This window comes from Tardiphaga sp. 866_E4_N1_4, assembly GCF_052076075.1.
In the GTDB taxonomy this organism is placed as follows: Bacteria; Pseudomonadota; Alphaproteobacteria; order Rhizobiales; family Xanthobacteraceae; genus Tardiphaga; species Tardiphaga robiniae.
This window is the reverse complement of record NZ_CP197242.1, coordinates 4,428,974-4,452,702: the sequence shown is the minus strand read 5'-3', so window position 1 is coordinate 4,452,702 and position 23,729 is coordinate 4,428,974. Positions and strand designations below refer to the sequence as shown.

Genomic DNA, 23,729 nt, shown 5'->3' with positions numbered 1-23,729 from the left:
GCTCAGCCCAGGATATGCCTATGTCGAGCATCACAGCCGCCGGCGACCGCGCCGCAACCAAGGTTACGAATACCAAAGTCATCCAGCCCGCCTGGGTGCGCATCGTGCACTGGATCAACGCCGTCGCGATCGTGCTGATGATCATGTCGGGCTGGCAGATCTACAACGCCTCGCCGCTGTTCAATTTCACATTCTCATCATCCATTACGCTGGGTGGTTGGCTCGGCGGCGGCATCATGTGGCACCTCGCCGCCATGTGGCTGCTGGTGATCAACGGCCTCGTCTATCTCACTCTTGGCATGGTCACCGGACGCTTCCGCAAGAAGCTGCTGCCGATCTCGGCGAAGGGTGTACTCGACGACACCAAGGCTGCGCTGACCGGCAAGCTCTCGCACGCTGACCTCTCAACCTACAATCAGGTGCAGAGGCTGCTCTATACCGGGATCATTGTGGTCGGCATTCTGATCGTGCTGTCGGGTCTCGCGATCTGGAAGCCCGTCCAGCTGCAATATCTTACTGCGCTGTTCGGCGGCTATGACACTGCCCGCTATGTGCATTTCTTCATGATGGCCGCTATTGTCGGCTTCCTCGTGATCCACGTGGCTTTGGCCTTGATCGTGCCCAAGAGCCTGCGCGCGATGATCATCGGACGCTGAGGACACGACTATGATCAGAAAAATTCGCTCCCTCATCATTCCTGGCGTCGACAAGGACCTCCTCGTCAAGGATGCCACCAAACTGATGCCCGACCTGTCGCGCCGCCGTTTCATCGCGTCGGGCGCAAGCTTCGGTGCGTTAACGCTGCTCACCGGCTGCGATGTGAGCGACAGTCTCTCGGCTGAAAACCTGCTGACGCATATGTCCAAGTTCAACGACATGGTTCAGGCCCGAATCTTCAATCCGAACACGCTGGCGCCGACCTATTCCGAGAAAGACATCAAGCGTCCGTTCCCGTTCAACGCCTTCTACGCCGAGGACGACGCACCGAATGTGGACGGCAAGGAGTGGAAGCTCGAAGTCTCCGGTCTGGTGCAGGACAAGAGGTCCTGGACGCTGGATGAACTACACAAGCTGCCGGAAGTATCGCAGATCACCCGCCATATCTGCGTGGAAGGCTGGAGCGCCATCGGCTCCTGGCAGGGCACGCCGCTGCGCGACTTCCTGAAACTGGTCGGCGCGGACACCAATGCGAAGTGGGTTCATTTCCGCTGCGCCGAGGACTATACGAGCTCACTCGATATGCCCACGGCCATGCATGCGCAAACGCAGATGACCTTCAAGTTCGACAATCAGCTTCTGCCGCGGGCCTATGGTTTCCCGATGAAGATCCGCGTACCGACCAAACTCGGCTTCAAGAATCCGAAATACGTCGTCGCGATGGAAGTCACCAACGACTACAAAGGCGGCTATTGGGAAGATCAGGGCTATAACGATTTCAGCGGGAGCTGATCGGTTTCTGGAACATCGCCAGCACCGCACCGAACACCAGCGTCGCTGCTGAGACCACAAGAGCGGATGTGAGACTGCCGGTCGCGTCCGAAATGGCACCCACCGCGATCGGACCCAGAGTCTGGCCGATGCCGAACACGATCGTCACCGCCGCGATGGCCTTCGACCATGCCGCGCGAGGATAGTTGAAGCGCACGAAGGCCGTGGTTGCCGCAACCACCGCGAAGAATGCAACGCCGAAAATGGCGGCGGAGATGCCGAGCACCACAGGCGAATGCCCGAGAAGCGGCATCGCTGCGCCTACCGCATTGGTGCCGAGAATGATTGCCATGGCGCGGCCGCTCTGGCCACGCGCCAGCACGTTACGCCACAGCCAGGGCGACGCGAACGAACTGACGCCAATAAGGCACCAGAACGCACTCTGCGCCACGGCGCTTCCGCCACCATCACGCACATAGGCGATCATGAAGGTCATGTAGGCGATGTAGCCCGCGCCAAATAGGAAATAGGCAATGAGGTAGATCCACATCGGGCGGATCGCGAGCGGCACCTTGTCGTCCGTTGACGTGTCATCGGACGCATCGACGCGCGGACGCAACAGCGGCAGGCCGATCACGACCGAGACAAGACCGAGGACCAACCACACGATCCACCAGGAGCCCGGACCAAAGCCCTGCAGCACGAACGGCGCGATCAGACCGGACAGGAGGATACCCATACCTGGCCCGGCATAAAACAGACTGAGCAGATAGGACGACCGTTCGGGATAAGCGAGGCCGATGGTGGCGGCGAGCGCGCCGCCGGCCACGAACGAAACCGCCGCGCCAAAACCGGTGACCAGCCGCGCGATGCTGAGCAGCGTAAAATCCACGGTGACGCCGCAAACGATGAGCGACAGGATGCAAGCAAGCGTACCGCCCTGAATCACCGCGATCAGACCGAAGCGCCTGCCGAGCCCGGCCGCAACCAGTGCGCCGGCGAGATAGCCCGCGGCGTTGACGGTATTCATGAAGCCGGCCGCCGAATAAGACCATTGCAGGCTGTCGCGCATATCGGGCAACACCAGCGAATAGGCAAAGCGGCCGATGCCGAGCCCGATGGCCGGCGCGAGCGACAGGACGAGTATCAGCCACGCCGGGTTAGGGCGCGCCGGGGAAGGCACAGATGACGTCACGGGGATCTCCGCTGCGTCAGCAATGTCGCAGGTTTCACGGCACCCGCAATCACCCCTTCGGCAACACTGTCTTGCCATTCCCGCAATGACGTCTTAGCACTCGCGGCAATCAGTAACGGATTGCAAGGGCACTTGAATATGGCAACGCACAAATTGCTGCTTCTCCCCGGCGACGGCATCGGCCCTGAAGTGATGGCCGAGGTGAAGCGCCTGATCGACTGGATCGATGCCCAGGGCATCGCCAAATTCACGATCGAGAACGGCCTGGTTGGCGGCGCCGCCTATGATGCCGACAAGCTCCCTATCACCGATGCCACAATGGCCAAGGCGGATGCAGCCGACGCCATCATCTTCGGCGCCGTCGGCGGTCCGAAGTGGGACAACGTGCCTTATGAGCATCGACCCGAGGCCGGCCTGCTGCGCCTGCGCAAGGATCTCGGCCTGTTCGCCAATCTGCGTCCAGCCGTGTGCTATCCCGCGCTGGCGGAATCATCGAGCCTGAAGCGTGAGGTCGTCGAGGGCCTCGACATCATGATCGTGCGCGAGCTCACAGGCGGCGTCTATTTCGGCGAACCGAAGACCATCACCGATCTCGGCAACGGCCAGAAGCGTGCCGTCGATACGCAGGTTTACGACACCTATGAAATCGAGCGCATCGCCCGCGTCGCGTTCGATCTGGCCCGCAAGCGCCAGAACAAGGTGACGTCGATGGAGAAGCGCAACGTCATGAAGTCGGGCGTGCTCTGGAACGAAGTCGTCACGCAGGTCCACGGCCGCGAATACAAGGACGTCACGCTCGAGCATCAGCTCGCCGATTCCGGCGGCATGAATCTCGTGAAATGGCCAAAGCAGTTCGACGTCATCGTCACCGACAACCTGTTCGGCGACATGCTCTCCGATATCGCAGCGATGCTGACCGGCTCATTGGGCATGCTGCCCTCGGCCTCGCTCGGCGAAGTCGATGCCAAGACCAAAAAGCGCAAGGCAATGTATGAGCCGGTGCATGGTTCGGCGCCGGACATTGCCGGCAAGGGCATGGCCAATCCGCTGGCGATGATCGCCTCGTTCGGCATGGCGCTGCGTTATTCGCTGGAGATGGGCGAGTTGGCCGACAAGGTCGACCAGGCCATCGCCGCGGTTCTGGCAAAGGGTCTGCGGACGGCGGACATCAAGTCGGAAGGCGCAACAGTGGTGAGCACATCCGGCATGGGCGAAGCACTGCTGAAGGAATTGCAGACGCTGCACGCTTAAGCGCGCTCGAACCTCTCCCACAAACAAAAAATGCCCGGCTGAGCCGGGCATTTTCGTATTTGGATGTCGCCGCGCTCAGTAGAGCGGGAAGCGCTCGGGATAACCGCCGAGATCCCACTGCGAGTTGAGCGGCTGGCGGTCCAGCGGACGGTTGTTGTTGTCGCGGGCGAAGGAGTAACCGGGCGGATAGGCATAATCAGTGAACTTGCGGTCACCCGGGAGCACTTCGACGCCAGCATCGAGCCAAGAGCGACGCGTCACGTAAACGCGGGTGCGGCCCTGCTGATAGGACACGTTCGGGCCGCGCGCGCCATAAACAGCGTCACGGTCAGAAACACGAACCTTCTTCTTGGTGGCGGCATCAGCCGGCGAGACGGCAACGGCGGTCGCGATGACGGCAACCGTCGCGAACAACATGGCGAGAGTTTTCGCGGCGGGGAATTTCAAGGTCATCAGGTCCTCATTGCAGTCAGAAGATCGGCATTCAAAAGCCGAGTCGGCAAATCCGATTTGCGGTCAATTTAGCTGGCCGGGGTATCCGGCCACAAGGTCTATCCGGCCACAGTCGTCGATATAATGCGCGGTGTGGCCGAATGTTGCATGTAATCCAAGGTCTTGGTCCAACCCATCACGAAGAGGTCACAAGCTGCCGCGCAGCAGCGGGTTCTGGGCACCCGTGACCCAATCGGCCGAGGCCGCTGACAGCGCCGCGCCGCTGATGCAGCCGGCCCGCTTCAAATCTGCCTGAGCAAAGGCCTCCTGCAGTCGGGGTTCATTGCCGGCGGTGAGCAGCACCAGCCGGTTTAGCGTGCAGGCAATGGCCGCCCGCCGCGCCGGCAGGCCGTCGCCCTGGCACGACCAGCCGGAAATCCTGAGATTGGCCACCTCCAGCGTCTTCATGAAGCCGAGGCAGCGCTTGTTGTCCTTCAGCCGGTCGGAAAAGCCCATCAGGGCGACCGGCCCGAACTTGCTGTCGATAATGCCTTCGCCCACCACTTCGCGAACGCCGCCGGGGTCCATGCGGCCCGCAATGTCCGCTGCGGGCGGACCTGCCCGCTCAGCCTCGGCACCAGGACGATACAATTCCAGCTCGGCCACCGGAGGTTCTCCGGGCGACGTCCAGCGCAGGATGTCCTTCCGCCCCCCGTCGGGATGCCTCATGATCTCGTAAGACGCTGTTTTACCTGACGAATCGAACTGACTGACGGCAAAAGCGGGATAGGAGCGGCTGGCGACACTCCAGCCAGCCTTGGCGGCCGGTTCGCTGCTGAGGTCGAATTCCAGTCCGTCGAAAACCGTAACCGCGGCCATGACAACCAGTGCCAGCGCCCCCATATAGGCGAGCAGACGCACGGCGATGGCACCGCACTCGTCGGCAAAGCTCTGCAGGGCCGGATGGACACCTGCCGACTTTGGGTGGTGCGAAACCAAAATTGAACGCATCAACACACGCAAACACGCTTAGGACGTTGTCTTTGCGACGTTTCTCGCATAGAAGCGCGGCTCTTCCCTTTCCACGGTATGTGGGGGTGAAGCATTTTTCTTCGGAGAGTGAACGATGGGTTACAAAGTCGCGCTGGTCGGAGCGACCGGCAATGTCGGGCGTGAAATGCTCAGCATTCTAGATGAACGTAAATTCCCAGCTGACGAGGTCGTGGCGCTCGCGTCGCGCCGCAGCATGGGCGTTGAGGTTTCCTTCGGCGACAGAACCCTGAAATGCAAAGACCTCGCGACCTATGACTTCAGCGACGTCGACATCTGCCTGATGTCAGCCGGCGGAGCCGTGTCGAAGGAATGGTCGCCGAAGATCGGCGCAGCCGGTGCCGTCGTGATCGATAACTCGTCGACCTGGCGCATGGACCCGGACGTGCCGTTGATCGTGCCGGAAGTGAATGCCTCGGCCGTTGATGGCTTCACCAAGAAGAATATCATCGCAAACCCGAACTGTTCGACTGCGCAGCTCGTGGTGGCGCTGAAGCCTCTGCACGACAAGGCGACGATCAAGCGCGTCGTCGTCTCGACCTATCAGTCGGTGTCGGGTGCAGGCAAGGATGCGATGGACGAGTTGTTCTCGCAGACCAAGGCCGTCTACACCAACAGCGAGCTGGTCAATAACAAATTCCCGAAGCGTATCGCCTTCAACGTCATCCCGCAGATCGACGTGTTCATGGAGGACGGCTACACGAAGGAAGAGTGGAAGATGATGATGGAGACCAAGAAGATTCTTGATCCCAAAATCAAAATGTCCGCGACCTGCGTGCGCGTGCCGGTGTTCGTCGGCCACTCGGAAGCGGTCAACATCGAATTCGAGAACCCGATCTCGGAAGATGAAGCCCGCGACATCCTGCGCAATGCGCCAGGCTGCCTCGTGATCGACAAGCGCGAGCCGGGTGGCTACGTCACGCCCTATGAGGCCGCCGGCGAAGACGCCACCTATATCAGCCGCATCCGCACGGATTCGACGGTCGATAACGGTCTGGTTCTTTGGTGCGTGTCGGACAACCTGCGCAAGGGCGCGGCGCTCAACGCCGTACAGATCGCGGAATGCCTGATCAACCGCAAGCTGATCACGGCGAAGAAGAAGGCCGCGTAAGCGGACCTTCGATCTCCAACAATCAAAAGCCGGATGCTCAGCATCCGGCTTTTTTGTTTTACGCCACCGGCCGAAACTCTTTCGCGGCCTGATCGAGCACGGACAGCGAGCCGACAGCGACACCGAAGTAAGCGCCGTGCAATTCCAGCTCGCCGCTCTCGACCTTGCTGCTCACGAACGGGAACGTCATCAGGTTTTCCAGACTGCGGAACACGGCGGCCTTCTCGATACGGGTGACGAAATCCTGAAACGCCTCGTGCTCGCGAATCTCGACCTTCTCGTCGGGCTTGATGAACATCGACATCCAACGGCCGATGAAGTCACCCGGCGACAGCGGCGCCGCATTGTCGACGAAAGCACGGATGCCGCCGCATTGCGCGTGGCCGAGGATCACGATGTGCTTCACCTTCAGCACCTGCACCGCATATTCCAGCGCCGCCGAGACGCCGTGAGCGCCGCCATCGGGCTGATAGACCGGCACCAGGTTGGCGATGTTGCGCACCACGAACAATTCGCCGGGCGAGGCATCGAAGATGACCTCCGGCGACACGCGCGAGTCGCAGCAGCCGATCACCATGACTTCCGGCGACTGGCCCTTTTCCGATAATTCGCGGAAGCGCGACTGCTCGGTCGGCAATCGCTCCGACGTAAAGGTCTGGTAGCCGGCAATGAGCTGCTTCGGAAATGATGTCATGGTCTGCCTCGTTCGGAGCATGATCCCGAAAAGTGGATACCGGTTTTCGCCGACAAACGGGGTCGTTTGTCGAGAGATCACGCTCAAACATACGGTCCCCACGGATAACCATAGGACGCCAGCGCGAACAAGCCTTCCGGGCGGCGGGCTGAAATGTTATCGCGGATGCCTGAATAACGAACAGGCCATAATCACAGGGAAATGACGCCATGATCCGTCCGCGCCGCAGCCATTTGTTCATGCCCGGCTCGAACCCGCGCGCGCTGGAAAAGGCCCGTACCGTGGCCGCTGACGGCATCATCCTGGACCTCGAAGACGCCGTAGCGCCGGATGCCAAGGGAACAGCGCGCGACGCCATCGGGCAAACGCTGGCTGCCGGCGGCTTCGGCAAGCGCGAGGTCATCATCCGCATTAACGCGCTGGATTCGCCGTGGTGGATCGACGACGTCACCATGGCCGGCAAGGCCAAGCCCGACGGCATCCTGGTGCCGAAGATTTCCAGCGTCGAGGATCTCGCGGCAGTGGCCGATCGCCTCAGCGACATCGGTGCCGACATGTCGATCAAGGTCTGGGCCATGATCGAGACCTCGCGCGCGATCCTCCATGCGGAAGAACTCGCGGCCGCCTCGCGCGATTCCGAAAATCGCCTGGCCGGCTTCGTGTTCGGCCCCAACGATATCGCCCGCGAGACCCGCATCCGCATGATGCCCGGTCGCGCGGCAATGCTGCCGATGATTACTCATTGCGTGCTGGCGACGCGGTTGCATGGTCTCGAAATTCTCGATGGTCCCTACAGCAATTTCAGCGATACCGAGGGTTTCATCGCCGAAGCCGAACAGGGCCGCGACATCGGCTTCGACGGCAAGACGCTGATCCATCCGAGCCAGATCGAGGCCTGCAACAAGGTTTTCACGCCGCCGGACGACGAAGTTGCCCAGGCCCGCCGCATCATCGCCGCCTTCGAGCAGCCCGAGAATGCCAAGCGCGGCGCGATCCAGCTCGACGGCAAGATGGTCGAGCGCCTGCATGCGGACATGGCCAAGCGCACGATCGCGATTTCGGACGCGATCGCAGCGATGGGGGGCTAGTACCAGTCAGCAACGACGCGCTTTCTTCACCCTCCCCCTTGCGGGGAGGGTGGCGCGTTGCGAGCGCAGCGAGCAGCGCGACGGGTGGGGGTGCCACAGGCGATGCTCTCACGTGTGGCACCCCCACCCCGGCCTCCACCTGAACGATGCTTCGCATCGTCAGGTTCGGCCGACCCTCCCCGCAAGGGGGAGGGATACCGCGGGCCGTTGCGCGAAACTTATAGATTCAAAGGCTGATACTAACGTGCGCCGACCCGCTCCGTCGCCCACGCGTAAAAGCTTCCCGGTACCGGCGCCTCTTTACCACGCCCCTTTGGCGATATGTGAAAGCCGAGAATATCCGGATCGCCTATCAGCCCTGCAAAGTTCGACGGCTCGAAGAACAGCTTCGGCTCGGCGTGAACCGCATAATACGACTTCCGCGGCAGCGCGTGATGCTGGGAGCCATGGCGCTTCGCAAGCGCCGTCAACGATGCCGGGCCAAAGATCGCGACGCGGACATCACTGGCGCGCTTCGTGCTGTCGCGCCATTTGCGCCATGCGAAAGCGAGGCGATGGCGCAATGACATCCAGTCTGGCGTCAACTCGTCCTGCCTGATCAGCGCCTCGAAGGCCGCAACGATCGGATCGTCAGGCGGCAGATACAGCACCGAATTGCCGAGCTGACGTCGCTTCTCCCACGCGAAATAGGGCTTTGCCGGATCGATCTCGATCGGCTTCAGCAACAGCACATCCGCGTCGAGCCAGAGGCCGAGACCTTCGGCCATCAGCCGGATGCGAAAGAAATCGCTGAACTGCAGCGGGGTCCAGCCAACCCACGCGCCATTGGGAGCTGATGGGCGCAGCCGCTCGGCAAAGGCGCGCGGCAACACGGCTTCCGCATCGGCATTGCTCACACCATCTGGCAGATCGGTGATCGGTGCAAAACTGTAGAGCGTGACACGGTGGCCGGCTTCGACCTGCGAGCGCAGGCACAGCCTGCGCAGCGCATCGAGCGGGCCCTCCCAAAAGGTGACGACGTCAGGAATCACGCGTCACCTTCCGAAGTGAGATCAGGCCCAGGCGCGTGCGGTCTTGAGCTTCTCTTCGTAGCTGTCGATGGAGGCCTTCTTCTCCATTGTCAGGCCGATATCGTCGAGACCGTTGAGCAGGCAGTGCTTGCGGAACGGATCGATCTCGAATTTCACCGTGCCGCCATCAGGGCCGCGGATTTCCTGGTTCGGCAGGTCGATGGTGATCGTCGCATTGGCGCCGCGCTCGGCATCGTCGAACAACGCGTCGAGATCCTTCTGCGAGACGCGGATCGGCAGCACGCCGTTCTTGAAGCAATTGTTGTAGAAGATGTCGCCGAACGAGGTCGAAATCACGCAGCGGATGCCGAAATCCAGCAGCGCCCAGGGCGCGTGTTCGCGCGACGAGCCGCAGCCGAAATTATCGCCGGCCACCATGATCTTGGCGTTGCGATAGGCCGGCTTGTTGAGCACGAAATCCGGGTTCTCGCTGCCGTCATCCAGGTAGCGCGCTTCCGAGAACAGGCCCTTGCCGAGACCGGTACGCTTGATGGTCTTCAGATACTGCTTCGGGATGATCATGTCGGTATCGACATTGATGATCTTCAGCGGCGCCGCGACGCCTTCCAGCGTGGTGAACTTGTCCATGAACGTATCCTCGGATTGAGCGGGCGTTTTAGCCCGATCAGGCGGCCCGTCCAAGGGTGATTTATGCAGGGCTAATCGGCGACGCCAGCCTCGATGGCCTCCATATCGGCGTCCGAGAGGCCGAAATGGTGCCCTATCTCGTGGATCAGCACATGGCGGACGATATGGCCGAGGGTTTCGTCGTGTTCGGCCCAGTAATCCAGGATCGGCCGGCGATACAGCCAGATCATGTTGGGCAACTGCCCCGTATTGTCCTGGCTCTGAAATGGCAGGCCGACACCCTGGAACAGGCCGAGCAGGTCGAATTCGGTCTCGGCCTGCATCTCCTCCAACACCTCATCCGTCGGGAAATCATCGACCCGGATGATCACGCCCGCGCAGAGCTTGCGGAACCCCTCCGGCAGGAGGGCGAGCATCGCATGGGCCATGTCCTCCATTTCGGCGAGATCGGGTGCTTTTGCCTGGTGCCACATGTTTCCCTGTCTAGCCAATTCCCGTGACATGGCAATGCGCCGGTGTAGTGCGTTCACGGGCGGTTGACGGGCGGGCGTCAATCGGAGACTTTGCGGCATTCTTTTGAAGCATGATCTCTCGGCAAACGAACCCGTTTGTCGGCGAAAACCGGCATCCGCTTTTCGGGATCATGCCTATGGCGGTGTGGGGCGTTAAGATGCGGATCATGATGGCGGCACTGGGGTTGGCGGTTGCGCTCGGCGCGTTGCCGATGGTTGGCGTCGCACAGGCACAGACGGCCGCGCAGGTCGCCCAATCCGACGACAGCGTTCAACCCCGCCGTGCCCGTCCGCGCGTTCGCATCTATCGCACGCCGGACGAACGCGGTGTCTATCCCAGCTACAATCCCGGCCCGAATGCCGTGCGCGATTGCACCGCCAATCTGGTGCAGGAATATCGCCCGAGCGGCACGGTGATCGTGCCGCGCATGAACTGCTACTGGCGCCGCGGCTGAGCCGACACTTCATACTTTAATTTTGAATGACGTCAGGCCGAGACTTTGCAACTGCGGAGATGGCGTTCGCATGCGCTGACTTTCGTTCCAGCGATGCGTCACAAAACCCTGCGACATATCGCACCGAGCATATTCACATCGCGTTCACCTCCTGCGCCCTAGCGTCATGCACATGGGCGATGATCCATTCGTGAAGCTGCATCTCGACATGAACGCAGCAGACTCAGGAGAGAACACGTGAACGTGAAGAAATTTTTCGGCCTCGCCGCCATCGCAGGATTGCTGTTCGTCGCAGCGCCGACGCAGCAGGCAAATGCAGTCTCGCTGAACAGCCCGGGCATCGCATCGTCCGTACAAGGCGGTGAGAAGCTGACGACTGAGGTGCAGTATCGTCATCACCACAATCGCGGCTATCGCGGGCATCACGGCATGCGGCGTCACCACGGCTGGCATCGTCCGCATCACATCCGCCGCCATCATGGCTGGCACCGGCCGCACCACGTGCGTCGTCACGGCTGGCGCTACTGAGACCCTCTCTAAAGTTCAAACAGGCGTGCGCAAGCGCGCCTGTTTTCTTTGACGAGATGTTGACCGCGTCGGTCTGTCGCGGGAAATCATTGTAACTATATGCGTTATGGGGTGAAGGCGACGAAAGACGATCGATGGAAAGCGATCGAGGCAAGGAAAAATCATGAAGAACTGGGTAGGCGCAGCCATGCTGGCTGCAACACTTCCACTCGGTGGCGCATTGACCAGCGCCCCCGCAATGGCTGACGCACAGACGCCTCAAAAGGCTGCGGCAGACAACAAGGCAAAGGCGACGGACTTCAGCGCGCAGCGGCGCCATCGTCACTTTCACCACCGCCATCATCACTTCGGCCACCGGCACTACGGGTATCGCAGCTATTACGGCCCGCGTTATGGCTACGGATACGGCTATCGCCCGTACCGCTCATATTACGGCCCCGCCTATTACGGACGTCCCTATGCCTATCGCCCTGCTTACTACGGCGGATACGGCTACCGGCCCTACGGCTATTATGGCGGCTATCGTCCCTATGGCGCCTATGGTTATGGCCCGGGCGTCGGCTTCGGCGGCGGCCCGCTCAGCGTCGGCTTCAGCTTCGGCCGCTGGTAAATTCCAGTAGTACGAGACGACATCGACAGGCGCCCTTTGCGGCGCCTGTTTTTTTGTGCGCGCCGCGCGGCTTCCGCCTGCGTCATTCATGACGCGTTCAGATCGACATCCTTAATTTTCGGTCAAGGCGCGACAACTCACATGACATGACCATGCGCAAACGCACCGTTCGCGCAAGCGAGGACCTGCACTGTCAGGTTTGCGCGATCGATGTCCCATGCGCCGATCGAGGGAGGATGTTTCCGATGAGAGATGTTCAGAATCGACAACCTGTCTTGAATGCCGATCGAGGTTTTGCGATCAGACAATTCATGACGCGCTCACTCGGCGTGGCTGCCGCCGCAACGATGATGATATCGCTGACGCCATCGGCACGGGCAGTCTCGCTGATCAATCCCGGCGCGGCACCCGCAGCCAAGCAGGCGAGCGACGCGCTGCTCCAGGTCCAGCATCGCGGTGGACGCGGCGGCGGTGGCGGAGGAGGTTTCCGCGGCGGTGGCGGCGGCGGTCACGCCTTTCATGGCGGAGGCGGCGGCGGATTTCGTGGCGGCGGCATGCCGGCGTTTCGTGGTGGAGGTGGCGGCGGAGGCTTCCGAGCCGCAGCGCCGGCATTCCGTGGCGGAGGCGGTTTCCGTCCGGGCCCGGCCTTTGTCGGCGGCGGTTTCCGGCGTGGCCCCGTATTCCATGGCGGCGGCTATCGATACGCGGCGCCATTGATCGCCCGGCGCCCCTATTATGCGCCGACACGCTACTACGGCGCGCGCCATTACGGCTATCGCCGCCATTTCCGGCCGCATTATTACGGCTATGCACCGAGCTACTATTACGGCCCGCGCTACTACCAGCCGCGACGCTTCTGCCGCGTCGTCTGGACCTATTACGGCCCACGCAAGATCTGCCGCTATCGCCCCTGGCATCACCGCCACTGGCACTACCGGCGGCATCACCATCGCTTCAATATTTATTGGTGAGATGGGTCGGGTTGACTGAAGCGACTCTCCACACACTCCGTCATGGCCGGGCATAGCGCGAAGCGCGGCTTCGCTGGATGTCCCGGCCATCCACGTCTTTGCTTGTTGCCAAGACGTGGATCCGCGGGTCAAGCCCGCGGATGACGACGGAGCGTAGTGCACGCGCCGGAGCTCACTCCCCGAGCTGAAACGCCTCGAACCGCCCGAGCTCTTCCTCGATGCGGCGCTTCCATTCCTTGCGCGGTGTTTTCGGCTTGGTGCCCTCACCGACCCAGCTCCATTGCTGCATCAGCAATTTGCGCTTCTGCCGATCGGTCTTGAGATCGACCGCTGCAACGATCTGATCATCCACCAGCACCGGCAGTGCGAAGTAGCCGAGCTGGCGTTTTTCTTTCGGCACATAGGCCTCGAAGCGATGGTCATGCCCGAAGAACAAATTGGTCCGCTTGCGCTGGATCACCAGGGGATCGAATGGCGACAGCACATGCACGAGCCCCGCCTCGCCCGGGCTGGTGTCCTCGATCGCCGCGGGCGTCGTCCAGTGCTCCTGCTTGCCGGCGCCATCAAGCGTAACGGCCACTAATTCGCCTTTACGCATACGTGCCTCGATCAGCTTGCGTATGCCGACCTTGCTCGGTGCATCCAGATGGCAGATCGAGTCCAGACTGACGATGCCCTGCGACCGCAGCGCGCGGTTCAGCAGATAGGCGAATTTCTCCGTAGCGCTCGCCGCTTTCGGCAGCGTCTCCCAACCGAAATGCCGCAGCAGAAGATCATAGGTCTTCAGCATGCCCTGCCGTTCGGAGATCGTGAGATGCCCCTCATAAAACGCGAGCTGCAGCGCCCGCTTTGACGGCTTGCGGCTGGCCCATTCGTGATCCTTCTCGCGTAGCACATCGTCATCGATATCGCGAATCGACAACGGGCCGGCCTTGGCCAACCGCATGACCTTGCGCTTGTCCGCCGGCGTCACCGAAGCGAACCAGCTATGGCCCTCACGGCGATAATATTTCATGTCCGGCACGAAGAAGCCGATGTCGTCGGTCGGCACATAGGCCAGCGCATGGGTCCAGTATTCGAACACGCTCTTGTCGTGCGTCTGCGCCTGCCTGAGATCCGCGCGTTTGTAGTTCGGGATCCGTGAAAACAGGATGTGATGGTGACTGCGCTCGATCACATTGATGGTGTCGATCTGCACATAGCCGAGATGTTGGACAGCGGCTTTCACCGCCTCCGCGCCATTACCGAACGGCGCCCGCGCATCGAGCCGCTGCGCGCGCAACCAGATGCGGCGGGCCGTCGTGTCGGTCAGTGCGATCGGTTTGACGGGTGCGCGAGGCATGCGTGACAAATTGCGAAGCTCATAGAAAGACGACCTGCATCAGCAGGCCGTCGATCTTACCGAGGATGCGTCGCCCCGTGCAGCTAAATTAGTGCCACTCGCGGATATCGACGAAGTGCCCCGCGATCGCAGCCGCAGCCGCCATCGCCGGCGACACCAGATGGGTGCGGCCCTTGTGGCCCTGACGGCCCTCGAAGTTGCGGTTCGAGGTGGCAGCGCAGCGTTCTTCCGGCGCCAGCTTGTCGGGATTCATCGCCAGGCACATGGAGCAACCCGGCTCACGCCATTCGAAACCGGCCTTCAGGAAGATCTTGTCGAGGCCTTCAGCTTCCGCCTGCTCCTTCACCAGACCCGAGCCCGGCACGATCATCGCCGAGACATGGCCGTTGACGGTCTTGCCGTCGACAACCTTGGCCGCGGCGCGCAGATCCTCGATACGACCATTGGTGCAGGAACCGATGAAGACGCGGTCGAGCTTGATATCAGTGATCTTGGTACCCGCGGTCAAACCCATATAGGCCAGCGCACGCTCCTTGGAGAGGCGCTTGGCCTCATCGGCGATGTCAGCGGGATTCGGCACCTTGCCGGAGATCGAGATAACGTCTTCGGGCGACGTGCCCCAGGTGACGATCGGCGGCAGCTTCGCCGCATCGAGACGGATCTCGTGATCAAAATGCGCGCCTTCGTCGGAGCGCAGTGTTTCCCAGTAGCGCACGGCCTGTTCCCACATCTCGCCTTTCGGCGACATCGGGCGACCTTTCAGGAATTCATAGGCCTTCTCGTCAGGTGCGATCAGGCCGGCACGGGCGCCGCCCTCGATGGACATGTTGCAGACCGTCATGCGGCCTTCCATCGACAGAGCGCGGATCGCCTCGCCGGCATATTCCAGCACATAGCCGGTGCCGCCGGCGGTACCGATTTCGCCGATGATGGCCAGGATGATGTCCTTGCCGGTGACGCCGTCGGGCAATTTGCCGTCGACGGTAGCGCGCATGTTCTTCGCCTTCTTCTGGATCAGCGTCTGCGTCGCCAGCACGTGCTCGACTTCCGACGTGCCAATGCCATGCGCCAGCGCGCCGAATGCGCCGTGCGTCGAGGTGTGGCTGTCGCCGCAAACGATCGTCGTTCCCGGCAGCGTAAAGCCCTGCTCGGGGCCGATGACGTGAACGATGCCCTGACGCTTGTCGAACTCGTTGTAATATTCGATGCCGAATTCACGCACGTTCTCGGCCAAAGTCGCGATCTGCTCGGTGCTTTCCGGATCGGGATTGGGCTTGGTGCGATCGGTGGTCGGCACGTTGTGATCGACGACGGCGAGCGTCTTCTCTGGCGCATGCACACGGCGGCCGGCGGCACGCAGGCCTTCGAACGCCTGCGGGCTCGTCACTTCGTGCACCAGATGGCGATCGATATAGAGCAGGCAGGTGCCGTCAGCGGCTTCCTCGACCAAATGGTCGTTCCAGATCTTGTCGTACAGGGTGGTCGGCTTTGCAGAGTCAGTCATGAGATCAGGCCTCAAAAGAAAACGTGGGCCAGTTGCGTGCTGCTAAATGATTCGCCGCATCGACGGCGCAAAGCGCGCAACTGAGAAACGGGAAAAGAAACGCGTGAGATTGCTCACGCGCTTCTAAGCGCGCCCACGATCGACGTGGTGAAGCGACCGAAGAAGCGACCGGGCAGCCGACTATGATCGTCGATGACGATGCGCAAAGCGTGCTGGTGCAGGTCTAGAAACATTCCAGTCCTATAGCACTCAGCGATCACGACGCCAATGCGACGGAGGTATGCAGTCTTCACGTAACAAAAAAGCGCGGCTTGCGCCGCGCTTTTCGCCTCGCACATTCGATGGTGCGGAAAATTACTTGGCAGCAGCCGCAGCAGCGACCTTGGCCGGACGCTCGGTCTTCTTCTCGACGATGCGGGCCGACTTGCCGCGCAGATCGCGCAGGTAATACAACTTGGCGCGACGCACCTTGCCGCGACGCACAACCTTGATCGAGTCGATCATCGGGGAGAGCAGCGGGAACACGCGCTCGACACCCTCGCCGTAGGAAATCTTGCGAACGGTGAAGCTCTCATTGATGCCACCGCCATTACGGCCGATGCAGACGCCTTCATAGGCCTGCACGCGGGAGCGCTCGCCTTCGACAACCTTCACGTTGACGATGAGGGTGTCGCCGGGACCGAATTCCGGGATCAACTTGGTGGCGGAAAGGCGGTCGAACTGCTCTTTTTCAAGCGTCTGAATCAGGTTCATCGAAAATCTCCATCGGCGGCGCGCCCAGACGTTGCGCGGGCTGCGCTCGAAACTCTTACCCTGCCATTGCACGGATTTGGCGCTGCTATACGGGAAAGCGAAGCCGTTGTCACCGTCTCTGTCACTCGCCCGTCGTGATTTTTGGCGGTTTTCGCTTTCTGCCCGATTCCGGGGCTTTCGGGCGAGCCGCCCATAAATCGGGCCGGCGCTCCTGGGTAAGCGCCTCCGCCTCGGCCAGCCGCCATTTGGCAACCTTCGCATGGTCGCCCGAAATCAGGACATCCGGGATTTGACGCCCCTCGAAGGTCTGCGGGCGGGTGTATTGCGGGTATTCCAGTAGCCCATCAGAGAAACTCTCGTCGGTTCCAGACGCCAACTTACCCATGACCCCCGGCAGAAGCCGGACGCAGGCGTCAATCAGCGTCATGGCGGCGATTTCGCCGCCGGACAGCACGTAGTCGCCAATAGAGACTTCCTCGAGCCCTCGGGCGTCGATGACGCGCTGATCGATGCCTTCAAAGCGGCCACAGACGATCAGCGGCCCCGGCCCGGCCGCCAGCTCCGCCACCCGCGCCTGGGTCAATGGCCGACCGCGCGGGCTCATGACGAGCCTGGGGCGATCCTGCGCATCCGCCGCATCGATCGCCGCCGCCAGCACGTCAGCCCGCAGCACCATGCCCGGTCCGCCGCCGGCAGGCGTATCATCGACACTGCGATGCTTGTCTGTGGCCGAGGCGCGGATATCCCGTGCCTCCAGCGCCCACAGGCCGGAAGCCAGCGCTTTGCCGGCAAGGCTGATGCCGAGCGGGCCCGGAAACATCTCGGGAAACAGCGTCAGCACCGTCGCGCGCCATGGCGCGGATGAAGGATCGGAAGTCATGGCCTTCCATCGCGCGTCCGGCGCGAGGCGTCAAACCCCGGCGATCGCCGCGTCAGGCCGCCGACATCTGCTCGCTGGTGTCACCGGCATCGAAGGCGGCGCGAGCGGCCTTGATCTCCGCGAAGCTGCGCTCAGCCCAGTCGATCAGGCCGGCCAGCGGCCCGAGGGCCGATTGTCCCAGCGGCGACAGCCGATATTCGACCGAAAGCAGAGCGACAAAACAGTCCCATACGTTCGTCTGCCGGAAGCCGAATTCAAGGCCATCATGCTCAATGCCGGGCCTTCCGGAAGAACTCGCGGATCTGATCGCGACATCAAACACGGCGGCAGCCGACGGCGCGCTGTTCGACGACAGCCACACACTCGGCAAGCTGATTGGCCGGCCGACCACGCCGTTTGCAACAACGATTGCAGAAGCGTTGAAAGCGTAAGCCTTACGCCGCGGTGGGGTCGTCGCCGATAATCTCACCCGGCAATTCGATCACGACATGGCCAGCCGCGAGGTCAACGGTCGGCACCACCGCATTGGTGAACGGCAACAGCAGGGTCGCGCCCTCTAGCGGCGCGATCTCGATGATATCGCCGGCGCCGAAATTATGGATGCCGACCACACGGCCGATCGCATCGCCCGCAGCATTGACCGCAGCGAGACCGATCAGATCGGCGTGGTAATATTCATCGTCTTCGGTGTCGGGCAGCGCATCGCGCGCCACAAAGAGCTCGACGCCATTGAGGCGCTCGGCGTCTTCGCGGGACGCGACGCCTTTCAGCGTCGCGACCAGATGGCCCTTGGCCTCGCGGACATCATCGACCTCAAAGCTCCGCTTGCCGTCCTTGGTGGCAAGCGGACCGTAATCGAGCACGGCGAATGGATCTTCGGTGAAGGTCCACAGCCGGACCTGACCGCGCACACCATGCGGCGCGCCGATGCGCGCGACGCAGATTTGCGCGGTTGGCATTCCGCCTTACTTCTTAGCGGCGGCTTCAGCGTTGGCCTTGCGCTCCTTGCGCGGCACGGCCTTCTCGGGATTGTTGCGGGCTTCGCGCTTCTGAACGCCAGCAGCATCGAGGAAGCGAGCGACGCGATCCGACGGCTGTGCGCCCTTGGCGATCCAGGCCTTGGTCTTGTCGAGGTCGAGCTTCAGGCGCAGCTCGTTGTCCTTGGCGAGCAGCGGATTGAAGTAACCGAGACGCTCGATGAAGCGGCCATCGCGGGGAAAACGCGAGTCGGCGACGACGACGTGATAGACGGGGCGCTTCTTGGTGCCTGCACGGGCGAGGCGGATAACGACGGACATGGGATTCTCCTAAGTGTGTTCGATTTGAATGTGAGTTGAATGGGTCGCGTTATTTCTTTTTCCCGAGACCGGGAAAGCCGCCGAGTCCCGGCAGCGTCGGTTTGCCCAGGCCCGACAGGCCCGGGAAATCTTTCGGCAATGACGGCATGCCCTGCGGCAGCCCGCCCGGCATCTTCTCGGCCATTGCCTTCATCTGTTCGGGTGACGGCATGCCGCCGCCACCGAAGCCCATGGCTTGCGCGATGCCGGCCATCGGGCCGCGCTTGCCGGAGCCCATGGCCTTCATCATGTCGGCCATGTTCCGGTGCATCTTCAGCACCTTGTTGACTTCCTCGACCTTGAGGCCGGCGCCGGCAGCGATACGCTTCTTGCGGCTGGCCTTGAGGATGTCGGGATTCTTGCGCTCCTGACGCGTCATTGAATCAATAACCGCGATCTGGCGCTTCACCACGCGGTCATCGAGACCGGCAGAGGCGATCTGGTTCTTCATCTTGGCGATGCCGGGCATCATGCCCATCAGGCCGGAGAGACCGCCCATATTGGTCATCTGGATCAGTTGCTCACGCATGTCGGTCAGATCGAACTGACCCTTGCGCATGCGCTCGGCGGTGCGTGCAGCTTTCTCGGCGTCGATATTCGCAGCAGCGCGCTCGACCAGCGACACCACGTCGCCCATGCCGAGAATGCGGCCGGCGATACGGCTCGGATGGAAGTCTTCCAGCGCGTCGGTCTTTTCGCCGGTACCGATCAGCTTGATCGGCTTGCCGGTGACGGCGCGCATCGACAGCGCAGCACCACCGCGGCCATCGCCGTCGACGCGCGTGAGCGCGATGCCGGTAAGGCCGACGCGTTCGTTGAAGGAGCGCGCGAGATTGACGGCGTCCTGACCGGTCAATGCATCCGCGACCAGCAGCACTTCATGCGGATTGGCGATCGCTTTGATCTCGATCGCTTCCGACATCATTTCTTCGTCGAGCGTGGTGCGGCCGGCGGTGTCGAGCAGAACCACGTCGTAGCCGCCGAGCTTCGCAGCGGACAGCGCGCGCTTGGCGATCTCAGCGGGCTTCTGGCCTTCGACGATCGGCAGCGTCTGGATGTCGAGATCGCGGCCGAGCACCGCGAGCTGCTCCATGGCAGCCGGACGATAGACGTCGAGCGAGGCCATTAGCACCTTGCGCTTGTCGCGCTGGGTGAGACGGCGGGCGAGCTTTGCAATGGTGGTGGTTTTACCGGAACCCTGCAGACCGACCATCATGATGGCGACGGGTGGCACGGCTTGCAGATCGATGCCGCCTTCACCGTCGGCGCCGAGCGTGGCGACCAGCTCGTCATGGACGATCTTGACGACCATCTGGCCGGGGGTGACCGACTTGACGACGGTGGCGCCGATGGCCTGTTCACGGACACGATCGATGAAGCTGCGGACCACGTCGAGCGAGACGTCGGCCTCGAGGAGCGCCCGGCGGACTTCGCGCATGGCGGCATCGACATCAGCCTCCGACAGCGCACCGCGCCCGGTGAGCCGATCGAGAATTCCGCCAAGCCGTTCCGACAGACTGTCGAACATCGATTGTCGCTTCCGCTCGTGCCATCCCATGATGGCAATAACCAAACACTTTTGCGCCCGAGGGCGCATCGCGCTGTCGGGCGTTGACCTCCGGTCTCCAGGACCGGTCGGCGGGTCGAAAAGAGAACTTTTCGAGAAGTGGCGGGATTTACAGTGCTGGAGCCCGATAAGTCAAGGTTTGCAGGGCGATCGCCTGGTCAGGCGGCCGCGCTCCGGGTTCCGCCGGCATCATAGTGCTGCTGTGCCTCAAGCACCTGGCCCATATGGTTTTCAGCCCAGACCCGCAGCGCATCGACGGTATCCGACAGGGTTCGTCCGAGCGGTGTGATCGCATATTCGACCGTGACCGGCACGGTGGGGATCGCCTTGCGGCTCACCAGGCCATCGCGCTCCAGGCTTTTCAGGGTCTGCGACAGCATTTTCTGCGAGATTCCCTCGATCTGCCGCCGCAGCTGGTTGAAGCGAACGGGGCCGTCCGTGAGCAGGCCCAGCACCAGAACCGCCCATTTATCGGCGATCCGGTCCAGAACCAGCCGAGTTGGGCAGCTGCTCGCATAGACGTTGCCGGCTTTCCAGCGCTGGGCGGCGCTTTCGATATCGGTCTGCATGGCGGCGGTCTCCTCGGGGTAACCAGCTAACGCAAAAGTGCCTTCTTCACAGCTACTGCCGAAATGAATAGCAAGTTTCTATTGGTTACCACATGGAGATATCAAATGAAAATCGCCCTGATCGGCGCCACCGGCCGCGCCGGCTCGCAAATTGTCGCTGAACTGTCCCGCCGCGGTCATACCGTCACCGCCATCGCCCGCAACCCGGAGAAAGCCCCTGTTCTGGCCGGGGTGACGCCACTGAAGGCCGACGCCAACGATGTTGCCGGTCTCACTGCCGCCCTGAAGGGCCACGACGTCGCCGTCAGCGCGATCCATTTCCTCGTCAGCGACCCGCACAAGCTGATCGCGGCCGTGAAGGCCGCGGGCGTTCCGCGCTATCTGGTGGTCGGCGGCGCCGGCAGCCTCGAAGTCGCTCCCGGCCTGAAGCTGATCGAGACCCCGGGATTTCCGGCGGAATACCGGGCCGAGGCCGCGGTGGGCGGCCTGTTCCTCGACATCCTGCGCCACGACAAGGAGCTCAACTGGACCTTCCTGTCGCCCTCGGCCCTGTTCATCCCGGGCGAGCGCACCGGGACATTCCGGCTTGGCGGCGATCAACTGCTCGCCAACGACAAGGGCAGCAGCATTTCCTTTGAGGATTATGCCATCGCCATGGCCGACGAGATCGAGACGCCTGCGCACGCGCGCAAGCGGTTCACCGTCGGCTACTGAGCGAACAAAGGATCGGCGCGGGTTGCGGAATCCACTGACAAATTCCATGTGATGCGAGCTGCGCCTCGTTGGGCGCAGCTCGTCGTCCCACCGGATTTGATCCAGCTCCATGATTCTCACCCGCCGCCGCCTTCTGACGTCGCTGGGCGGTCTCGCCGCAGCCGCTGGGCTGTCGGCCTTCTGGGCTTCCCGCATGACCAATTATGACGGCCCCGTCTCCGATCACTTCGACGGCAAGATCTTCTTCGATCCCGACGGCGTGCCGCCCAAGTCACTCGGCGAAGTGCTGCGGTGGCAATTCGGCGGCGGCCGTACGCGCGAGGTCTGGCCCGACTGGGTCGAGAACGAATTTGCCGATACGCCGCCGGCCAAGATCGAGGGCACGGGCGTTCGTTTTAGTTACGTGGGTCACGCGAGCTGGCTGATCCAGACTGCCGGCATCAACATCCTGTTCGATCCGGTGTGGTCTGACCGCGTCTCGCCGTTCTCGTTTGCCGGGCCGAAGCGCCACACCGCACCGGGCATCGCGTTCGACAAGCTGCCGAAAATAGACATCGTGCTGGTGTCGCACGGTCATTACGACCATCTCGATCTTCCGACGCTCTCAAAGCTCGCCGCAAAATTTGCGCCGCGCGTGATCACGCCGCTTGGCAATGACATCACCATGAAGAGCGCCGACAGCGCGATCAAAGCCGAGGCCTATGACTGGACAGATCGCGTCGAGCTTGGCAACGGCCTTGCCGTCACGCTGGTGCCGACGCGGCACTGGACGGCGCGCGGCCTGTTCGACCGCAACAAGTCGCTCTGGGCGAGCTTCGTGCTGGAGACGCCGGCAGGCAAGATCTACATCGTCGGCGACAGCGGCTATGGCGACGGCCTGCACTTCCGCCGCGTGCGCGAAGCCCATGGTGCTATCAGGCTCGCGATCCTGCCGATCGGCGCCTATGAGCCACGCTGGTTCATGAAGGACCAGCACATGAATCCGGAAGACGCCGTGAAGGCCCTGAGCGATTGCGGCGCGCAGCAGGCGCTGGCCAGCCATCACAGCACATTCCAGCTCACCGATGAGGCGATTGACGGACCGGTGAAAGGATTGGCTGCCGCATGCAGCGCGGCGGAATTACCCAGTGAGAAGTTTATGGCGCTTAAGCCGGGACAGGTGGTGGAGATTTAAGGAAAGCACGAACTCTCAGTCGTCATGCCCGACCAGCGCGAAGCGAGCTTCGCTAGATGTGCCGGGCATCCAGGTCTTTAGCGAAGACTGAAGACTAAGGCATGGATGGCCGGGACATCTGGCGAAGCCGCGCTTCGCGCTTTGCCCGGCCATGACCGAGTTTGTAGTTACTGCGCCGGCTTGATTTCCCAGCTCACGCTGACATTCACGCGCAGCACTTCCTCGCCTTGCGCCACCGGAGCCGATGCCACGTCGGCGGCCATCTTGCGCAACATCATTGGCGCTGGCGCGCTGCCGGAGTCCTCGGAGATGCTGATCGGCGCGCCGAGCTTGACGCCGGCAGCCTTGGCGTAAATCTCTGCCTTGCGCCGCGCATCCGCAATCGCGTCGCTGCGCGCATCGTCGAGAAGTTGCGACGCCTTGGTCACCATGAAATTGATGCCGCCAACCTCATTGGCGCCCGACGACACCAGCGCGTCGATCGTGCCGGCCACCTTGGTCACGTCGCGTACGCGGATGGTGACGCGGTTACTGGCGCGATAGCCCGAGATAACGTTGGGGCCAGGATTGGGATTGGGACGGGTCTGCTGCGCATATTGCGGAAACAGCGACAGCCGCGACGTCTGCATGTCCTTCTCGGCGATACCCGCGCTTTTCAGGGCCGCCAGCACCTTGGCCATCGCGGTATTGTTGGCCTCGGCGGCCTCGCGTGCCGTCTTGGCATCAGTCGTGACACCGCCATCGACGACAGCAAGATCCGGCGGCACCGAGACGGTGCCTTCGCCGGAGACGGAAATCACCGGCGGTGGATTGACCTGCGCGAGCGCAGGAGTGGCGATGAGCGCAATGGCCAGCGAAGCGAGAGCGAAATGATTTGTCATGCCCATTCTCTCGCGACCGTCCAAG

At 62.1% G+C, this 23,729-nt stretch carries 28 protein-coding genes; 11 read left to right on the top strand and 17 right to left on the bottom strand.

What is annotated here, in order from left to right:
• The first annotated feature begins 20 nt into the window (after nucleotides 1-20).
• Together AB8B20_RS21580 and AB8B20_RS21575 are read left to right on the top strand one after the other, a co-directional pair.
• The gene (locus AB8B20_RS21580; protein WP_439073667.1) at nucleotides 21-656 is read left to right on the top strand and encodes a cytochrome b/b6 domain-containing protein; all 636 of its coding nucleotides are present in this window, start codon (nucleotides 21-23) and stop codon (nucleotides 654-656) included.
• A 10-nt stretch (nucleotides 657-666) separates the two neighbouring features.
• Entirely contained in the window at nucleotides 667-1,449 is a 783-nt protein-coding gene (locus tag AB8B20_RS21575; RefSeq protein WP_439073668.1) for a molybdopterin-dependent oxidoreductase, read from the top strand.
• Here the strand turns inward: AB8B20_RS21575 and AB8B20_RS21570 are convergent.
• Nucleotides 1,436-2,629, bottom strand: a complete 1,194-nt coding sequence (locus tag AB8B20_RS21570; protein WP_244528184.1) for a YbfB/YjiJ family MFS transporter — start codon at nucleotides 2,627-2,629, stop codon at nucleotides 1,436-1,438. The two genes, AB8B20_RS21575 and AB8B20_RS21570, sit on opposite strands and share 14 nt — an antisense overlap.
• Nucleotides 2,630-2,761: 132 nt before the next feature.
• Between AB8B20_RS21570 and leuB the strand changes: the two genes are divergently transcribed.
• Nucleotides 2,762-3,874 (top strand): 3-isopropylmalate dehydrogenase, encoded by a 1,113-nt coding sequence (leuB, locus tag AB8B20_RS21565; protein WP_093757923.1) that lies wholly within the window; start codon nucleotides 2,762-2,764, stop codon nucleotides 3,872-3,874.
• A gap of 75 nt (nucleotides 3,875-3,949) precedes the next feature.
• Here leuB and AB8B20_RS21560 read toward each other — a convergent pair whose 3' ends face one another.
• On the bottom strand, nucleotides 3,950-4,327 hold the full coding sequence (locus AB8B20_RS21560) for a hypothetical protein (RefSeq protein WP_089266485.1): 378 nt from the start codon (nucleotides 4,325-4,327) through the stop codon (nucleotides 3,950-3,952).
• Nucleotides 4,328-4,513: 186 nt separating this feature from the next.
• Nucleotides 4,514-5,317, bottom strand: a complete 804-nt coding sequence (locus AB8B20_RS21555) for a hypothetical protein (RefSeq protein WP_439073669.1) — start codon at nucleotides 5,315-5,317, stop codon at nucleotides 4,514-4,516.
• Nucleotides 5,318-5,432: 115 nt separating this feature from the next.
• On the opposite strand from AB8B20_RS21555, the gene AB8B20_RS21550 reads away from it, so the two are divergent.
• A complete protein-coding gene (locus AB8B20_RS21550) occupies nucleotides 5,433-6,467 on the top strand; it encodes an aspartate-semialdehyde dehydrogenase (protein ID WP_068737914.1) in 1,035 nt (344 codons plus the stop codon).
• A gap of 58 nt (nucleotides 6,468-6,525) precedes the next feature.
• Here the strand turns inward: AB8B20_RS21550 and AB8B20_RS21545 are convergent, their stop codons facing one another.
• On the bottom strand, nucleotides 6,526-7,161 hold the full coding sequence (locus AB8B20_RS21545) for a carbonic anhydrase (RefSeq protein ID WP_068737916.1): 636 nt from the start codon (nucleotides 7,159-7,161) through the stop codon (nucleotides 6,526-6,528).
• 209 nt (nucleotides 7,162-7,370) lie between these two features.
• Between AB8B20_RS21545 and AB8B20_RS21540 the strand changes: the two genes are divergently transcribed.
• Nucleotides 7,371-8,249 carry an HpcH/HpaI aldolase/citrate lyase family protein gene (locus AB8B20_RS21540; protein ID WP_439073671.1) on the top strand — a complete coding sequence of 293 codons (879 nt, stop codon included), beginning with the start codon at nucleotides 7,371-7,373 and terminating at the stop codon, nucleotides 8,247-8,249.
• 239 nt (nucleotides 8,250-8,488) lie between these two features.
• Here AB8B20_RS21540 and AB8B20_RS21535 read toward each other — a convergent pair whose 3' ends face one another.
• The 3 genes from AB8B20_RS21535 to AB8B20_RS21525 form a co-directional block, all read right to left on the bottom strand.
• Nucleotides 8,489-9,280, bottom strand: a complete 792-nt coding sequence (locus tag AB8B20_RS21535; RefSeq protein WP_439073673.1) for a hypothetical protein — start codon at nucleotides 9,278-9,280, stop codon at nucleotides 8,489-8,491.
• A gap of 21 nt (nucleotides 9,281-9,301) precedes the next feature.
• A complete protein-coding gene (gene leuD, locus AB8B20_RS21530; protein WP_089266479.1) occupies nucleotides 9,302-9,907 on the bottom strand; it encodes a 3-isopropylmalate dehydratase small subunit in 606 nt (201 codons plus the stop codon).
• 71 nt (nucleotides 9,908-9,978) lie between these two features.
• Nucleotides 9,979-10,380, bottom strand: a complete 402-nt coding sequence (locus tag AB8B20_RS21525) for a metallopeptidase family protein (protein ID WP_439073674.1) — start codon at nucleotides 10,378-10,380, stop codon at nucleotides 9,979-9,981.
• A 206-nt stretch (nucleotides 10,381-10,586) separates the two neighbouring features.
• On the opposite strand from AB8B20_RS21525, the gene AB8B20_RS21520 reads away from it, so the two are divergent.
• The 4 genes from AB8B20_RS21520 to AB8B20_RS21505 all read left to right on the top strand — a co-directional run bounded on the left by AB8B20_RS21520 (nucleotide 10,587) and on the right by AB8B20_RS21505 (nucleotide 12,983).
• A complete protein-coding gene (locus AB8B20_RS21520) occupies nucleotides 10,587-10,874 on the top strand; it encodes a hypothetical protein (RefSeq protein WP_439073675.1) in 288 nt (95 codons plus the stop codon).
• A 237-nt stretch (nucleotides 10,875-11,111) separates the two neighbouring features.
• Entirely contained in the window at nucleotides 11,112-11,402 is a 291-nt protein-coding gene (locus AB8B20_RS21515; protein WP_120287769.1) for a hypothetical protein, read from the top strand.
• Between the two features lie 163 nt (nucleotides 11,403-11,565).
• Complete coding sequence (locus tag AB8B20_RS21510) at nucleotides 11,566-12,012, top strand: hypothetical protein (protein ID WP_439073677.1); 447 nt, start codon at nucleotides 11,566-11,568, stop codon at nucleotides 12,010-12,012.
• A 311-nt stretch (nucleotides 12,013-12,323) separates the two neighbouring features.
• Nucleotides 12,324-12,983, top strand: a complete 660-nt coding sequence (locus tag AB8B20_RS21505; protein ID WP_439073678.1) for a hypothetical protein — start codon at nucleotides 12,324-12,326, stop codon at nucleotides 12,981-12,983.
• Nucleotides 12,984-13,155: 172 nt separating this feature from the next.
• Here the strand turns inward: AB8B20_RS21505 and AB8B20_RS21500 are convergent, their stop codons facing one another.
• From AB8B20_RS21500 to AB8B20_RS21460, 9 genes are all read right to left on the bottom strand, one after another.
• The gene (locus AB8B20_RS21500; protein ID WP_439073679.1) at nucleotides 13,156-14,325 is read right to left on the bottom strand and encodes a winged helix-turn-helix domain-containing protein; all 1,170 of its coding nucleotides are present in this window, start codon (nucleotides 14,323-14,325) and stop codon (nucleotides 13,156-13,158) included.
• Nucleotides 14,326-14,413: 88 nt separating this feature from the next.
• Nucleotides 14,414-15,829, bottom strand: coding sequence for a 3-isopropylmalate dehydratase large subunit (gene leuC, locus AB8B20_RS21495; RefSeq protein ID WP_093757912.1), 1,416 nt, complete (start codon nucleotides 15,827-15,829; stop codon nucleotides 14,414-14,416).
• Between the two features lie 354 nt (nucleotides 15,830-16,183).
• Nucleotides 16,184-16,582, bottom strand: coding sequence for a 50S ribosomal protein L19 (rplS, locus tag AB8B20_RS21490; protein ID WP_439073680.1), 399 nt, complete (start codon nucleotides 16,580-16,582; stop codon nucleotides 16,184-16,186).
• Between the two features lie 121 nt (nucleotides 16,583-16,703).
• A complete protein-coding gene (gene trmD, locus AB8B20_RS21485) occupies nucleotides 16,704-17,462 on the bottom strand; it encodes a tRNA (guanosine(37)-N1)-methyltransferase TrmD (protein ID WP_439073681.1) in 759 nt (252 codons plus the stop codon).
• 52 nt (nucleotides 17,463-17,514) lie between these two features.
• On the bottom strand, nucleotides 17,515-17,823 hold the full coding sequence (locus AB8B20_RS21480) for a hypothetical protein (RefSeq protein WP_439074056.1): 309 nt from the start codon (nucleotides 17,821-17,823) through the stop codon (nucleotides 17,515-17,517).
• A 73-nt stretch (nucleotides 17,824-17,896) separates the two neighbouring features.
• On the bottom strand, nucleotides 17,897-18,421 hold the full coding sequence (gene rimM, locus AB8B20_RS21475; RefSeq protein WP_439073683.1) for a ribosome maturation factor RimM: 525 nt from the start codon (nucleotides 18,419-18,421) through the stop codon (nucleotides 17,897-17,899).
• Nucleotides 18,422-18,427: 6 nt separating this feature from the next.
• Nucleotides 18,428-18,760 (bottom strand): 30S ribosomal protein S16, encoded by a 333-nt coding sequence (gene rpsP / locus AB8B20_RS21470; protein ID WP_089266465.1) that lies wholly within the window; start codon nucleotides 18,758-18,760, stop codon nucleotides 18,428-18,430.
• Between the two features lie 49 nt (nucleotides 18,761-18,809).
• Entirely contained in the window at nucleotides 18,810-20,327 is a 1,518-nt protein-coding gene (gene ffh, locus AB8B20_RS21465; RefSeq protein ID WP_439073684.1) for a signal recognition particle protein, read from the bottom strand.
• Nucleotides 20,328-20,524: 197 nt separating this feature from the next.
• Nucleotides 20,525-20,935 (bottom strand): winged helix-turn-helix transcriptional regulator, encoded by a 411-nt coding sequence (locus tag AB8B20_RS21460; protein WP_089266461.1) that lies wholly within the window; start codon nucleotides 20,933-20,935, stop codon nucleotides 20,525-20,527.
• Between the two features lie 105 nt (nucleotides 20,936-21,040).
• On the opposite strand from AB8B20_RS21460, the gene AB8B20_RS21455 reads away from it, so the two are divergent.
• Both AB8B20_RS21455 and AB8B20_RS21450 read left to right on the top strand, forming a co-directional pair.
• Nucleotides 21,041-21,649, top strand: a complete 609-nt coding sequence (locus AB8B20_RS21455) for an NAD(P)-dependent oxidoreductase (protein WP_184512636.1) — start codon at nucleotides 21,041-21,043, stop codon at nucleotides 21,647-21,649.
• A gap of 109 nt (nucleotides 21,650-21,758) precedes the next feature.
• Nucleotides 21,759-22,823, top strand: coding sequence for an MBL fold metallo-hydrolase (locus AB8B20_RS21450; protein ID WP_439073685.1), 1,065 nt, complete (start codon nucleotides 21,759-21,761; stop codon nucleotides 22,821-22,823).
• Between the two features lie 167 nt (nucleotides 22,824-22,990).
• On the opposite strand, the gene AB8B20_RS21445 is transcribed toward AB8B20_RS21450, so the two are convergent.
• Nucleotides 22,991-23,704, bottom strand: a complete 714-nt coding sequence (locus AB8B20_RS21445; protein WP_439073687.1) for an SIMPL domain-containing protein — start codon at nucleotides 23,702-23,704, stop codon at nucleotides 22,991-22,993.
• Nucleotides 23,705-23,729: the final 25 nt, after the last annotated feature.

Coding starts and splice junctions, on each gene's coding strand:
- AB8B20_RS21580 (WP_439073667.1), top strand. CDS start 21: ATGTCGAGCATCACAGCCGCCGGCGACCGCGCCGCAACCAAGGTTACG.
- AB8B20_RS21575 (WP_439073668.1), top strand. CDS start 667: ATGATCAGAAAAATTCGCTCCCTCATCATTCCTGGCGTCGACAAGGAC.
- leuB (WP_093757923.1), top strand. CDS start 2,762: ATGGCAACGCACAAATTGCTGCTTCTCCCCGGCGACGGCATCGGCCCT.
- AB8B20_RS21560 (WP_089266485.1), bottom strand. CDS start 4,327: ATGACCTTGAAATTCCCCGCCGCGAAAACTCTCGCCATGTTGTTCGCG.
- AB8B20_RS21555 (WP_439073669.1), bottom strand. CDS start 5,317: ATGCGTTCAATTTTGGTTTCGCACCACCCAAAGTCGGCAGGTGTCCAT.
- AB8B20_RS21550 (WP_068737914.1), top strand. CDS start 5,433: ATGGGTTACAAAGTCGCGCTGGTCGGAGCGACCGGCAATGTCGGGCGT.
- AB8B20_RS21545 (WP_068737916.1), bottom strand. CDS start 7,161: ATGACATCATTTCCGAAGCAGCTCATTGCCGGCTACCAGACCTTTACG.
- AB8B20_RS21540 (WP_439073671.1), top strand. CDS start 7,371: ATGATCCGTCCGCGCCGCAGCCATTTGTTCATGCCCGGCTCGAACCCG.
- leuD (WP_089266479.1), bottom strand. CDS start 9,907: ATGGACAAGTTCACCACGCTGGAAGGCGTCGCGGCGCCGCTGAAGATC.
- AB8B20_RS21525 (WP_439073674.1), bottom strand. CDS start 10,380: ATGTGGCACCAGGCAAAAGCACCCGATCTCGCCGAAATGGAGGACATG.
- AB8B20_RS21520 (WP_439073675.1), top strand. CDS start 10,587: ATGATGGCGGCACTGGGGTTGGCGGTTGCGCTCGGCGCGTTGCCGATG.
- AB8B20_RS21510 (WP_439073677.1), top strand. CDS start 11,566: ATGAAGAACTGGGTAGGCGCAGCCATGCTGGCTGCAACACTTCCACTC.
- AB8B20_RS21505 (WP_439073678.1), top strand. CDS start 12,324: ATGACGCGCTCACTCGGCGTGGCTGCCGCCGCAACGATGATGATATCG.
- AB8B20_RS21500 (WP_439073679.1), bottom strand. CDS start 14,325: ATGCCTCGCGCACCCGTCAAACCGATCGCACTGACCGACACGACGGCC.
- leuC (WP_093757912.1), bottom strand. CDS start 15,829: ATGACTGACTCTGCAAAGCCGACCACCCTGTACGACAAGATCTGGAAC.
- rplS (WP_439073680.1), bottom strand. CDS start 16,582: ATGAACCTGATTCAGACGCTTGAAAAAGAGCAGTTCGACCGCCTTTCC.
- trmD (WP_439073681.1), bottom strand. CDS start 17,462: ATGACTTCCGATCCTTCATCCGCGCCATGGCGCGCGACGGTGCTGACG.
- rimM (WP_439073683.1), bottom strand. CDS start 18,421: ATGCCAACCGCGCAAATCTGCGTCGCGCGCATCGGCGCGCCGCATGGT.
- rpsP (WP_089266465.1), bottom strand. CDS start 18,760: ATGTCCGTCGTTATCCGCCTCGCCCGTGCAGGCACCAAGAAGCGCCCC.
- ffh (WP_439073684.1), bottom strand. CDS start 20,327: ATGTTCGACAGTCTGTCGGAACGGCTTGGCGGAATTCTCGATCGGCTC.
- AB8B20_RS21460 (WP_089266461.1), bottom strand. CDS start 20,935: ATGCAGACCGATATCGAAAGCGCCGCCCAGCGCTGGAAAGCCGGCAAC.
- AB8B20_RS21455 (WP_184512636.1), top strand. CDS start 21,041: ATGAAAATCGCCCTGATCGGCGCCACCGGCCGCGCCGGCTCGCAAATT.
- AB8B20_RS21450 (WP_439073685.1), top strand. CDS start 21,759: ATGATTCTCACCCGCCGCCGCCTTCTGACGTCGCTGGGCGGTCTCGCC.
- AB8B20_RS21445 (WP_439073687.1), bottom strand. CDS start 23,704: ATGACAAATCATTTCGCTCTCGCTTCGCTGGCCATTGCGCTCATCGCC.